This is a genomic window from Yersinia sp. 22-579 (assembly GCF_030433455.1).
Taxonomy (GTDB): Bacteria; Pseudomonadota; Gammaproteobacteria; order Enterobacterales; family Enterobacteriaceae; genus Yersinia; species Yersinia enterocolitica.
This window is the reverse complement of record NZ_JAUJTZ010000025.1, coordinates 1-13,407: the sequence shown is the minus strand read 5'-3', so window position 1 is coordinate 13,407 and position 13,407 is coordinate 1. Positions and strand designations below refer to the sequence as shown.

The following is a 13,407-nucleotide window of genomic DNA, read 5'->3' as shown; positions in this document are numbered from 1 at the left end:
CTCTATATTTAGGCCGTGTCGCTATCCAGCCCTACTCCGCCAGACACCACACGATTGATAAATAAGAATTTATCGTTAACGAATAGTTGATTGCTAACGAACAATCGCTGATAAAATAAACAACGGTTGTTAGCAGAATTTGATATCGAATTATACCAAAGGCGGCGAATAATACAGAATTTGACCAAGCCGCGCAATCGAATCCGCACATTGTGAGGTACGCAGTGTAAACTGTTCAATCTTTATTTATACCATTTTATTTCGCAGGATAAGAATGTATGCCCGTTGTTCAAGTGGCGTTACCCGTTCCGCTGGCTCGTACCTTTGACTACCGCCTTGACAGTGCCACGGCCTGCCCGGTAGTGGGTGCTCGCGTCAGTGTGCCATTTGGTAAACGTAATGCCATTGGAATTGTAGTGGGTATCAGCGAGACCAGTACATTTCCCCTTGAACAACTCAAAGCTATTGATGCGGTGCTGGACGGTGACAGCTTATTCCCACCCAGCCTGTGGCGCATTCTTTGTTGGGCAACCGAGTACTATCATTATCCGATAGGCGAAGTGCTGTTCCACGCGTTGCCCATTTTATTGCGCCAGGGGAAGCCCGCACAATCCGCCCCCTTGTGGCAATGGTTTGCCACCGAACAGGGCCGTGCCACGCCGCCAGAAAGCTTAAAACGCGCGCCGAAGCAACAACAAGCCCTTGCGGCGTTATTACAAAAACCGGTTTATCGCCATCAAGTTAATGAAATGGCATTAACGGAAAGTGCGCTGCAAGCATTGCGTAGCAAAGGGCTAATTGACCTGCGGGCACAAGAAGTAGCAACCACTGACTGGCGCAACGGTTTTTCCGTGTTGGGCGAACGTTTGCGGCTCAATACCGAGCAAGCCACCGCCGTCGGGGCGATTCGCAGTGAAGATACTCAGTTTGCCGCCTGGTTGCTGGCCGGGGTGACTGGCTCGGGTAAAACCGAAGTTTATCTCAGTGTGCTGGAAAATATTCTGGCGCAGGGCCGTCAGGCGCTGGTTTTGGTTCCTGAAATTGGCCTAACACCGCAAACTATCGCCCGTTTTCGCGAGCGCTTCAATGCGCCAGTTGAAGTGCTCCATTCCGGTTTAAACGACAGCGAGCGCTTATCCGTCTGGCTACGAGCGCGTAACGGCGAAGCCGCTATTGTCATAGGGACTCGCTCCGCGCTGTTCACGCCATTCTCCCGTCTCGGCGTCATCATTATTGATGAAGAGCATGATAGCTCCTATAAACAGCAAGAAGGCTGGCGTTACCATGCCCGCGATTTAGCGGTATTCCGTGCGCGCGAAGAAGGTATTCCCATCGTGATGGGGACGGCAACCCCCGCGCTGGAAACCTTACATAATGTGCAAATGGGTAAATATCGCCAGTTAACGCTATCGAAACGAGCAGGTAATGCCAAACCGGCAGTGCAGCACTTGTTAGATCTCAAAGGGTTACCGCTCAAAGTCGGCCTTTCTCAACCGCTACTAAAACGTATGAAGGCCCATTTGCAGGCCGATAATCAGGTGATTCTGTTCCTCAACCGCCGGGGTTATGCACCAGCACTGCTGTGCCATGAGTGTGGCTGGATAGCAGAATGTCAGCGCTGTGACCACTATTACACCCTGCACCAGAACTACCGCCAATTGCGCTGCCACCACTGCGACAGCCAGCGCCCAGTGCCACAACAATGCCCTAAATGTGGCTCAACACATCTGGTGTCAGTCGGCGTCGGTACCGAACAGTTGGAAAATGAGCTGGCTCCTCTGTTCCCAGACACGCCGATCACCCGAATTGACCGCGATACCACCAGCCGCAAAGGCTCGCTGGAACAGCATCTGGCTGATGTACATCAAGGAGGAGCGCGGATATTGATTGGCACCCAAATGCTGGCAAAAGGTCATCACTTCCCCGATGTGACTCTGGTGGCATTGCTGGATGTCGACGGTGCATTATTCTCGGCAGATTTCCGTTCGGCAGAACGCTTTGCGCAGCTCTACACGCAAGTATCAGGCCGTGCTGGCCGAGCAGGTAAGCAAGGCGAGGTCATCTTACAAACCCATCACCCTGAGCATCCACTGCTGCAAATCCTGCTGCAACAGGGCTACGATGCCTTTGCCAAACAAGCACTGGCCGAGCGCAAAAGCGTATTTTTACCGCCTTATACCAGCCATATCATCGTGCGCAGCGAAGACCACGATAACCAGCAATCGGCACTGTTTTTGCAACAATTACGTAATTTACTGGAAGCCAGCCCGCTGAAAGATGATGCATTATGGATTATGGGACCGGTTCCGGCATTACAGGCGAAACGAGGTGGGCGCTTCCGCTGGCAATTATTGTTACAGCACCCCTCGCGGCAATTACTGCAACGACTGATTAAAACATCTCAGCCGCTGATCAATACTTTGCCGCAAGCGCGGAAAGTTAAGTGGACATTAGACGTTGATCCCATAGACAGCTAACGCCCTCTTTTTCGTTACTGTCACCATAATATTACCTGTCTCGCCCATGATTTTGTCGATACAGGTAACATCATAAAGCAATCGTTTACCCCGCTTTATGCGAGCCAGTGCGAAAAACCCCACTTCCGTCACACTTTTAATGCAAATTAGGTAACAAATTGCCCTCACTATCTGTATAGAATGACGGAAAGCCTGCATTAAGCATGAGTGCTGGCTCGGAGCCAGAGCAAGGAGAAAGGCGTTGGAACATAAGAAAGAATTCACCATGGCCACCATGAAAGACGTTGCCGAAATGGCAGGTGTTTCAACTGCGACGGTATCGCGCGCATTGATGAACCCTGAAAAGGTTTCAACCGTGACTCGGCAAAAAGTGGAGCAAGCTGTTCTGGCTGTCGGTTACTCTCCTCACGCTTTATCCCGCAATATTAAACGTAACGAGTCGCGCACTATTCTGGTTATCGTGCCAGATATCAGCGACCCCTTTTTTGCTGACATCATCCAGGGCATTGAACATGCCGCAGCCCAACAAGGCTATCTGATCTTAATTGGTGATTGTGCACAACAAACCCAGCAAGAGCGGACTTTCGTTAACCTGATCATCACCAAACAAATTGATGGTATGTTGCTGCTAGGCTCCAACCTGCCGTTTGATGCCAGCAAGGAAGAACAACGCAATTTACCGCCGATGGTGATGGCAAATGAGTTTGCCCCAGAACTGGAACTGCCCACCGTACATATCGATAACCTGACCGCCGCCTATGAAGCCGTTAATTATCTGCATGAATTAGGCCACAAGCGCATTGCCTGTGTTGCCGGGCCGGAGCATTTCCCCCTATGCCAATACCGGTTACAGGGTTATATCCAGGCGCTCCGCCGTAATGGTATTGCGGTCGACAGTGACTATATTATCCGCGGTGATTTTAGTTATGAAGCTGGGGCCGAAACCTTTGCCACTCTAATGGGTCTACCTCACCCCCCTACAGCAATATTTTGTCACAATGATGTCATGGCGATAGGGGCGATGTGGCAGGCCAAGAGAATGGGGCTGCGCGTCCCGCAAGATATCTCGGTAGTCGGCTTCGATGACCTGAAACTGTCACAGTATTGTGATCCCCCCTTGACCACCGTGGCACAACCGCGTTATCAAATTGGTCAGCAAGCCATGTTACTATTACTTGAGCAGTTACAAGGGCATTCAGTACAAAGTGGCTCCCGCCTGTTAGACACCGAATTGATCGTCAGGGAAAGTACTGCTGCGCCTAAACGCTAGGCAAATATTCAGGGGTTCAGTAACATGACGGACTTATTCCATCATCACGACGCAGCGAAACGATAGTGGCACAAAGAGATTATGTAAGCCGAGGGCGCTCAGGAGCGCGGCGCAAAAGCACCAGCCGAAAAAAACGCAGTGCTCCAGCAGTATCCAAAACCGTGATGGCACTGGCCGTCGCGCTATTAGTGGTATTTGTTGGTGGACTTTATTTCATCACCCACAACAAACCGGGTGAGCTTCCGTTACTACCTAGTCATGACCCGCGTACCGGCAATGGCTTGCCGCCGAAACCGGAAGAGCGTTGGCGTTATATTAAGGAGTTGGAAAATCGCCAGATTGGCGTGCCAACACCAACAGAACCGTCTGCTGGTGGTGAAGTTAATTCCCAGACACAGCTGACCAATGAGCAGCGCCAATTGCTTGAGCAGATGCAGGCAGATATGCGCCAGCAACCGACGCAGCTTTCAGAAGTGCCGTATAATCAAGGGATGCCGGTGCCACGCTCAGCAGTGACCATCAAACCACCGGTCACCAATATGCAGCAGCAGCCCTTAACGCAGCCACGTCAGACGACAACGCAGCCAATACCTGCTCCACAGGTACAAGTGCAGCCGCAGGTCACGACACCGCCGCGTACGCAGCAACCTACTGCGCCGGTAACACAGGCAGCAACACCGCCGAAGCCGGAAAAAGAGAAAGAAAAAGCACAACGCTGGATGGTGCAATGTGGCTCATTCAAAGCCGTTGATCAGGCTGAATCTATTCGCGCGCAATTGGCATTCGAAGGTATCGAAAGCCGCATTACCGCAGGCGGTGGCTGGAATCGCGTGGTACTCGGCCCTTACAGCACCAAGGCTGCTGCCGATAAAGCCTTACAGCGTTTGAAAGGCGCAGGTCAATCAGGATGCATTCCCCTCGCTGTTGGGGGTTGAAAAGTCATAATCCTCCCCCATTTATAATCTCAATATACCCCATACTGTTTTTCTGAATTCAGTATGGGGACTCATTCAGTCTGCAACGAGGGTCCGCTCGTGACAACAATTGTAAGTGTACGCCGTAATGGTCATGTCGTTATCGGTGGTGATGGCCAGGTCACTCTGGGCAATACCGTAATGAAGGGCAACGCTAAAAAAGTACGCCGCCTTTATAACAATAAAGTCATTGCTGGTTTTGCTGGCGGTACGGCTGATGCCTTTACCCTGTTTGAACTATTTGAGCGCAAACTGGAGATGCACCAGGGCCACCTGACTAAAGCTGCCGTTGAGTTAGCCAAAGATTGGCGCACCGATCGCATGCTACGCAAACTTGAGGCATTGTTGGCTGTCGCGGACGAAACTGCATCACTCATTATCACCGGTAACGGCGATGTGGTTCAGCCAGAAGATGACCTGATTGCTATCGGCTCAGGCGGGCCTTATGCCCAGTCTGCTGCGCGCGCGCTGCTAGAAAATACCGAATTGGGTGCACGAGATATCGTTGAGAAATCTCTGAGCATTGCGGGGGATATTTGTATCTATACCAACCGCTTCCAAACCATTGAAGAATTAACGTACTAAGTATTATTAACATACCAGGCGTTATTAACATACAGAGCGTAAGGATAGAGTGACATGTCTGAAATGACCCCACGCGAAATCGTCAGCGAACTTGATAGCTACATTATCGGCCAGGATAAAGCTAAACGTGCAGTAGCTATTGCCCTGCGTAACCGCTGGCGTCGGATGCAGCTTAACGAAGAGCTGCGCCACGAAGTTACCCCTAAAAACATTCTGATGATCGGCCCAACCGGTGTGGGTAAAACTGAAATTGCCCGCCGTCTGGCAAAACTGGCCAATGCACCGTTCATCAAAGTAGAAGCGACCAAGTTCACCGAAGTTGGCTATGTTGGTAAAGAAGTGGACTCTATTATCCGCGATCTGACCGATGCAGCAGTAAAAATGGTTCGTCATCAATCCATTGAAAAAATGCGTTACCGGGCAGAAGAGCTGGCCGAAGAACGCATTCTGGATGTGTTAATCCCGCCGGCCAAGAATAACTGGGGCCAGCCGGAAGAGACCCAAGAGCCATCCCCGACACGTCAAGCTTTCCGCAAGAAACTGCGTGAAGGTCAGTTGGATGACAAAGAGATTGAAATCGATCTGGCGGCTGCACCGGTCGGTGTCGAAATCATGGCTCCTCCTGGCATGGAAGAGATGACTAACCAATTGCAATCCATGTTCCAGAATATTGCGGGGCAGAAACAAAAGCCGCGCAAAATCAAAATCAAAGAAGCATTTAAACTGCTAATTGAAGAAGAAGCGGCGAAACTGGTTAATCCAGAGGAGCTGAAACAGCAGGCGATTGATGCGGTCGAGCAGCACGGGATCGTATTTATCGACGAAATCGATAAAATCTGTAAACGCGGCCAGACGTCAGGCCCGGATGTGTCTCGCGAAGGGGTACAGCGTGACTTGCTGCCATTGGTAGAAGGTTGCACCGTATCAACCAAACACGGCATGGTGAAAACTGACCATATCCTGTTTATTGCCTCCGGCGCATTCCAGGTCTCCAGTCCGTCAGACCTTATCCCTGAATTGCAAGGTCGTTTGCCAATTCGGGTAGAATTACAGGCCCTGACAACAGATGATTTTGAGCGCATTCTGACCGAACCGAGTGCTTCGCTAACTGAGCAGTATAAAGCACTGATGGCAACTGAAGGGGTGACTGTCGAGTTTACCCGTGAAGGTATCCGCAAAATCGCTGAAGCAGCATGGCAGGTTAACGAGCGTACTGAGAACATCGGTGCCCGCCGTTTGCATACTGTGCTGGAACGTCTAATGGAGGATATCTCTTATGACGCTAGCGAGAGCAATGGTCAATCCATAACTATTGATGCGGCATATGTCGGTAAGCACCTGGATGAGTTGGTTGCAGATGAAGATCTGAGTCGTTTTATCCTATAATTCGCTTTATAAGCCTTTGCTGGATAAAATGGTTCGCCAAATTAAGAGTGGGAGGCAGCGCCTCCCACTCTTATTTTTATCGTATGATCGTTTTGAAGTTTTTAACTCGCCGATATGGGCGGACCAGACTCCTATACAATGAAGCAGAACATGAGCCAATCAACTAATACCCGCTTAACCAGCACCAGCCAGACCCAGGCTTGGCTGGAAAGCCTGCGGCCAAGAACATTGCCACTGGCCTTTGCCTCTATCGTTACCGGTTCAGCGCTAGCTGTCTGGCTCGATAGTTTCAAGCCAGCAGTCGCATTACTCGCCTTATTAACCGCCGGCCTGCTGCAAATTTTGTCCAATCTCGCCAATGATTATGGCGATGCCATCAAGGGCAGTGATACCGAAGAACGTATCGGGCCATTGCGCGGTATGCAAAAAGGGATAATTACGCGTCACCAGATGAAAGTCGCGCTAATCATCACTGTGAGTCTGACCGTTATCTCAGGTATCGCACTCATTGCCGTGGCTTGTGAAAAACCCAGCGACGTTTTAGGCTTTTTACTGCTCGGGCTGATGGCGATTGTGGCTGCAATTACCTACACCGTGGGTAGCAAACCCTATGGCTATATGGGGTTAGGTGATATCTCGGTATTAGTATTCTTCGGCTGGCTGAGTGTCGCCGGAACTTACTATCTTCAAGCTGGCCACTTTGACAGTATCGTCATGCTACCGGCTACCGCCTGTGGTTTATTGGCAACAGCCGTTTTGAATATTAATAATTTGCGCGATATCGAAAATGACAAAGCAAATGGCAAAAACACACTGGCGGTGCGTTTAGGCCCGGTCGTCGCACGTTATTACCATGCCCTGCTAATTGTCGCGGCTATCTTCTGCCTGACATTATTCAACATTCTTTATCTGCATAGCTGGGCGGGTTGGATCTTTGTTCTGGCCATTCCCTTGCTAGCCAGACACGCGCTGTTTGTACTGCGTGAGCCAACCACCGCTGGCATGCGCCCAATGCTCGAACATATGGTCAAAGCCGCGCTACTGACCAATATCCTGTTTGCTATTGGTCTGGTGCTGAGTTAATCCCGCCTCTTTTTTCTCCGGGTTGTGGTCGATAAAATCCGCCCGGAGAAATTTAACAATTGATGATTTTGCCAACAGCTGCCAGAAAGGGATATACTTAGCATCCCAGCCGCAACCAGACGTTAATCCTATGAAATATGATACTTCCGATCTCTGTGATATCTATCATGAAGAGGTAAATGTGGTAGAACCACTGTTCTCCAATTTTGGCGGACGTACTTCATTTGGTGGCAAGATAACCACTGTAAAATGTTTCGAAGATAACGGCTTGTTGTTTGACCTACTCGAAGAAAATGGTCTTGGCCGTGTGTTAGTTGTTGATGGCGGTGGCTCAGTGCGCCGTGCATTAATCAATGCTGAACTTGCTGATTTAGCATTGAAAAACGAGTGGGAAGGCATCGTTGTTTACGGCGCTGTTCGTCAGGTTGATGAGCTGGCCGAATTGGATATTGGTATCCAGGCGATGGCCGCGATTCCAGTCGGTGCTGCAGATGAGGGTATTGGTGAAAGCGATATCCGCGTTAATTTTGGTGGGGTGACATTCTTCTCCGGTGACCACTTGTATGCAGACAACACCGGGATCATCTTGTCAGAAGAACCTTTAGATATTGAATAGTATCTAGCTGATTTATCGATTATGCCCTAAATAATTCGAGTTGCAGGAAGGCGGCAATTGAGTAAATCCCGATGAGCCTATTTATTTTAAGGTCAACAGGCAGTCAATGATTCGGGTGACAAATCGGTCGGGAACCGATTTGAACGCTGCTTGCAGCGGCCTCGTAGAGGCGAGGCCCATGGACGGGCCGAGTAACGAGAGCAGTCAACGCACATGCAGCTTGAAGTATGACGGGGATAGATAGGGCGATGTTGATATCGCCCTATTTGCACTTCAAACTCAAAGTGGCTATGTAGCTAGCGGCTTTCAACCACGCGTTGGTGATGCTTTAAGCCAACTGGCACTTAGACTTCTTCCATCTTTCCCAACAGTGCCCGCAGACGATCCTGCCACACATGCTGTTCTTGTTTCAGTTGCTCATTTTCGCGCACTAACGCTTCACGGCCACCAGCCGCTTCCTGAACTTCTTGGGACAGGGTGTTATTTTTCTCTTTCAGCTCTTCAATTTCCATCTGTAACAACGTGATGGTATCAATCGCCTGCTGAACTTTAACTTCCAATTTCTCAAATACTTCAAATGACATTCTTCGGTCCCCTTATGAGTCGCAAGGCGTACATATCTTGATCGCAGTCGCCATTTTTAACTTCAGTTGCCGCATAAATAAACTGAAGCAACCATCGACAAATGAAACTGCTGTGAATACTTATTTATCGCGCTATATATCCATCAAACGAGTGCAGCAAGCACTCTATTTTAGACGTCCCATCGCCCAGGCGACGCCACTTGATAAAAACGATGGTCATGTAAAGCGCCGCCCTTGTAAAGCGCCGCCCCTGTAAAGCGATTGTATGTAGCCAATCCCCCCCTGTCTAGCGCCATGCCGGTACAAACCACACTCTGTTGCAATTTCATGTCAAGAACCATCAGTAAAAACTGAAAAACCTCTATGACCAATCCTGTAAAGTGATACATGCCCTTAACAACTGAAGAGAAAAATACTGGTCTGATCACACTTTCAAAGTCCCTTAACAGCCGTGAATAACGCGAAATCGCTCATTTTTATGACGTACTACACACATTTTGATTTCGCTATTTCTCGTTTGTGCTCGTTAACGATAAATTTACATCACCCCTTTTATTATTCGAAGGGTAAAAATAAGAAATACCCTATAAATCTCTGTCTCTAGGACATCTACTATGAGCCAAACCGCTAGTTCGACCTTGAAGGGCCAATGTATCGCGGAGTTTCTCGGTACTGCTCTACTCATCTTTTTTGGTGTGGGCTGTGTCGCTGCATTAAAGTTGGCTGGGGCCAGTTTTGGGCAGTGGGAAATTAGTATCATTTGGGGCCTGGGTGTTGCCATGGCCATCTATTTAACCGCAGCCATTTCAGGCGCTCATCTTAATCCGGCAGTCACCATTGCATTGTGGTTATTTGCCTGTTTCGATCGCCGCAAAGTGATTCCCTACATTTTGGCGCAAATTGCCGGTGCATTTTGTGCCGCGGCCTTAGTGTTCGGCCTCTACTACAATCTTTTTATCGATTTTGAACAGACGCATCAGATAGCACGCGGCAGTGTTGAGAGTCTGAATCTGGCCGGTATTTTCTCGACTTATCCAAATCCACACATTTCTGTTTTCCAGGCATTCCTGGTTGAAACTGTTATTACCGCAATTTTGATGTGTCTGATCCTGGCGCTGACTGATGATGGCAACGGTATTCCGCGCGGCCCATTGGCGCCTCTGCTGATTGGTATTTTGATTGCCGTTATCGGCGGTTCAATGGGGCCATTGACTGGGTTCGCCTTAAACCCGGCACGTGACTTTGGTCCAAAGCTATTCGCTTACTTTGCTGGCTGGGGCGAGGTTGCCTTTACTGGCGGACGTGACATTCCTTACTTCCTGGTACCCATCTTTGGGCCTATTGTTGGCGCATTGGTAGGTGCATTTGGTTATCGCGCCCTGATTGGTCGCCATTTGCCATGCGATGTCTGTGTCGCTGACGATGAAGAAACCACGGTTACGACCACAGAACGCAAAGCGTAAATAATAGATACTGGAAGAATATACCCACCGTAATTGAAATTGTGGGTATAAACGGCAACTTAAAAGTAGGCTAATTATGACAACTGAAAATACTACTCAAAAGAAATACATTGTCGCGCTTGACCAAGGAACCACCAGTTCCAGAGCAGTGGTGTTGGATCACGATGCCAATATCGTGAGTATCTCTCAGCGCGAATTTGAGCAAATCTATCCAAAAGCAGGATGGGTTGAGCATGACCCAATGGAAATCTGGGCTACCCAAAGCTCGACATTGGTCGAAGTGCTAGCCAAAGCCGGTATCAGTTCTGATGAAATTGCTGGCATCGGTATCACCAACCAACGTGAAACCACCATTGTTTGGGACAAAACAACAGGTAAGCCGGTGTATAACGCCATCGTGTGGCAATGCCGCCGTACTGCCGATATCTGCGAAAAACTGAAAAAAGAAGGGCTGGAAGAGTACATCCGCCACAACACCGGGCTGGTCGTCGACCCTTACTTCTCCGGCACCAAGGTGAAATGGATCCTTGATAACGTAGAAGGCGCGCGTGACCGTGCTGAGCGCGGTGAGTTGCTGTTTGGTACTGTTGACACTTGGCTAGTGTGGAACATGACCCAAGGCCGCGTACACGTAACGGATTACACCAACGCATCACGTACCATGATGTTTAATATCCGCACCAAAGAGTGGGATGAACGTATGCTGAAAGCGCTGAATATCCCGCGCTCAATGCTACCTGAAGTTCGCCCATCCTCAGAAGTTTACGGCCAGACCAACATTGGTGGTAAAGGCGGGACTCGTATTCCTATCGCCGGGATTGCCGGTGACCAGCAAGCCGCGCTGTTCGGCCAGCTTTGTGTCCAACCGGGAATGGCAAAAAACACCTACGGTACCGGCTGCTTCCTGCTGATGAACACCGGCACAGAAGCGGTGCAATCCAATCATGGCCTGCTGACCACCATCGCCTGCGGCCCACGCGGTGAAGTTAACTATGCACTGGAAGGAGCGGTGTTTATTGGCGGTGCATCCATCCAATGGTTGCGTGATGAGTTGAAACTTATCAGCGATGCCGATGACTCTGAATACTTCGCCACCAAAGTGAAAGACAGCAACGGCGTGTATGTGGTGCCTGCCTTCACCGGTCTCGGTGCTCCTTATTGGGACCCGTATGCGCGTGGTGCTATCTTCGGCCTGACACGTGGTGTTAACAGCAACCATATTATCCGTGCAACACTCGAGTCTATTGCTTATCAGACTCGTGATGTACTGGATGCCATGCAAGCAGATTCTGGTGAACGCCTGAAATCGCTACGTGTTGATGGTGGCGCAGTTGCCAACAACTTCCTGATGCAGTTCCAGGCCGACATTCTGGGCACGCGTGTTGAGCGCCCAGAGGTACGTGAGAGCACAGCACTGGGTGCCGCATTCCTGGCAGGTCTGGCAACCGGCTTCTGGAATGATTTGGACGAAGTGAAAAGTAAAGCCACCATTGAGCGTGAGTTCCGCCCAGGGATTGAAACTACCGAACGTGATGTCCGCTACCGTGGCTGGAAGAAAGCCGTGGCCCGCGCCCAAGCATGGGAAGAGCACGAAGAGTAACGGTCCGCCGGCTTTAAGCTAAAAATGTTTTATGCAATCGACGCCCCATCACTCCCCCGATGGGGCGTTTTTATGGTGAAAAAAAACACCACATCAAAAGACACGCTTGCGGCTTCACGTCACAAAGGTGGTAGAATTCCGGCTTCCATTCTTCTATACCACCTCAATTAACAGGTTAATGATGAAACGTGAATTAGCCATCGAGTTTTCCCGTGTCACCGAAGCTGCTGCACTGGCAGGTTATAAATGGCTGGGTCGGGGCGATAAAAATGCTGCCGACGGTGCTGCTGTAAAGGCCATGCGTATTATGCTAAATCAGGTCAATATTGATGGGCAGATTGTTATTGGCGAAGGTGAAATTGATGAAGCTCCGATGCTGTATATCGGCGAAAATGTCGGTACTGGCCAAGGCGATGCGGTTGATATCGCGGTAGATCCCATTGAAGGCACCCGTATGACTGCCATGGGTCAGGCTAATGCACTGGCGGTGCTGGCGGTGGGAGATAAAGGCACATTTTTACATGCGCCGGATATGTATATGGAAAAGCTGGTGGTTGGCCCCGGAGCGAAAGGCGCTATCGACCTTAATCTGCCGCTGGAACTCAACTTACGCAATGTAGCTATCAAGCTGAATAAACCACTGACTGATTTAACGGTTATTACGCTCGCTAAACCGCGCCATGACGGCATCATCTCCGAAATGCAGCAACTGGGTGTCAAAGTGTTCGCTATCCCCGATGGCGATGTTGCGGCTTCCATTCTAACCTGCATGCCAGAAAGTGAAGTGGATGTGATGTACTGCATCGGCGGAGCACCTGAAGGCGTGATTTCTGCTGCGGTCATCCGCGCCCTGGACGGTGATATGCAAGGCCGCTTGCTACCTCGTCATCAAGTAAAAGGTGATAACGAAGACAACCGTCGCATTGGTGAAGAGGAACTGGTGCGCTGCAAATCAATGGGTATTGAGGCAGGTAAAGTGCTGTTACTGGGTGATATGGCCCGTAATGATAATGTGATTTTCTCTGCCACCGGCATTACCAAAGGTGACCTGCTGGAAGGCATTTATCGCAAAGGGAACATGGCAACCACCGAGACACTGCTGATTCGCGGTAAATCCCGTACAATCCGCCGTATCCGTTCCACCCATTTCCTTGATCGTAAAGACCCGGCACTGCATGAGTTCTTGCTGTAATTCGTCTCACGAATTCTTTAGCAAAAAATTAAAATGGTGGCGGCTGATAAAGTTAAACGAAGGGGTAGCATGCCGTTGGGGTCGTAGCGACGCCAGTCGCCGGAGCGCCCCTTATATCTTGATCTCTTTCCTCACAGGATCGATGATCCCCGACTGATCATCGGGATGTCATGGGTG

Annotated in this window: 11 protein-coding genes; 10 read left to right on the top strand and 1 reads right to left on the bottom strand. The window is 49.9% G+C overall.

Annotated features, from left to right (window positions below; genetic code table 11):
- Window positions 1–278: 278 nt before the first annotated feature.
- The 7 genes from priA (at window position 279) to rraA (ending at window position 8,391) form a co-directional block, all read left to right on the top strand.
- Entirely contained in the window at window positions 279–2,477 is a 2,199-nt protein-coding gene (priA, locus tag QSV56_RS21120) for a primosomal protein N' (RefSeq protein ID WP_019080283.1), read from the top strand.
- Window positions 2,478–2,718: 241 nt separating this feature from the next.
- On the top strand, window positions 2,719–3,747 hold the full coding sequence (gene cytR, locus QSV56_RS21115) for a DNA-binding transcriptional regulator CytR (RefSeq protein ID WP_005181031.1): 1,029 nt from the start codon (window positions 2,719–2,721) through the stop codon (window positions 3,745–3,747).
- A gap of 65 nt (window positions 3,748–3,812) precedes the next feature.
- On the top strand, window positions 3,813–4,682 hold the full coding sequence (ftsN, locus tag QSV56_RS21110) for a cell division protein FtsN (RefSeq protein WP_005175851.1): 870 nt from the start codon (window positions 3,813–3,815) through the stop codon (window positions 4,680–4,682).
- A gap of 99 nt (window positions 4,683–4,781) precedes the next feature.
- On the top strand, window positions 4,782–5,306 hold the full coding sequence (hslV, locus tag QSV56_RS21105) for an ATP-dependent protease subunit HslV (protein WP_004714422.1): 525 nt from the start codon (window positions 4,782–4,784) through the stop codon (window positions 5,304–5,306).
- 54 nt (window positions 5,307–5,360) lie between these two features.
- Window positions 5,361–6,692 carry an HslU--HslV peptidase ATPase subunit gene (hslU, locus tag QSV56_RS21100; protein WP_005175854.1) on the top strand — a complete coding sequence of 444 codons (1,332 nt, stop codon included), beginning with the start codon at window positions 5,361–5,363 and terminating at the stop codon, window positions 6,690–6,692.
- Between the two features lie 150 nt (window positions 6,693–6,842).
- A complete protein-coding gene (locus QSV56_RS21095) occupies window positions 6,843–7,775 on the top strand; it encodes a 1,4-dihydroxy-2-naphthoate polyprenyltransferase (RefSeq protein WP_046695599.1) in 933 nt (310 codons plus the stop codon).
- A gap of 130 nt (window positions 7,776–7,905) precedes the next feature.
- A complete protein-coding gene (gene rraA / locus QSV56_RS21090) occupies window positions 7,906–8,391 on the top strand; it encodes a ribonuclease E activity regulator RraA (RefSeq protein ID WP_004714419.1) in 486 nt (161 codons plus the stop codon).
- A gap of 344 nt (window positions 8,392–8,735) precedes the next feature.
- On the opposite strand, the gene zapB is transcribed toward rraA, so the two are convergent.
- Window positions 8,736–8,975, bottom strand: a complete 240-nt coding sequence (gene zapB / locus QSV56_RS21085; protein WP_004392238.1) for a septal ring assembly protein ZapB — start codon at window positions 8,973–8,975, stop codon at window positions 8,736–8,738.
- A 614-nt stretch (window positions 8,976–9,589) separates the two neighbouring features.
- Between zapB and QSV56_RS21080 the strand changes: the two genes are divergently transcribed.
- From QSV56_RS21080 to glpX, 3 genes are all read left to right on the top strand, one after another.
- Window positions 9,590–10,438 carry an MIP/aquaporin family protein gene (locus QSV56_RS21080; RefSeq protein WP_046695600.1) on the top strand — a complete coding sequence of 283 codons (849 nt, stop codon included), beginning with the start codon at window positions 9,590–9,592 and terminating at the stop codon, window positions 10,436–10,438.
- 76 nt (window positions 10,439–10,514) lie between these two features.
- Window positions 10,515–12,038, top strand: a complete 1,524-nt coding sequence (gene glpK, locus QSV56_RS21075; protein WP_046049976.1) for a glycerol kinase GlpK — start codon at window positions 10,515–10,517, stop codon at window positions 12,036–12,038.
- 181 nt (window positions 12,039–12,219) lie between these two features.
- Window positions 12,220–13,230 (top strand): class II fructose-bisphosphatase, encoded by a 1,011-nt coding sequence (gene glpX, locus QSV56_RS21070; protein ID WP_019080289.1) that lies wholly within the window; start codon window positions 12,220–12,222, stop codon window positions 13,228–13,230.
- Window positions 13,231–13,407: the final 177 nt, after the last annotated feature.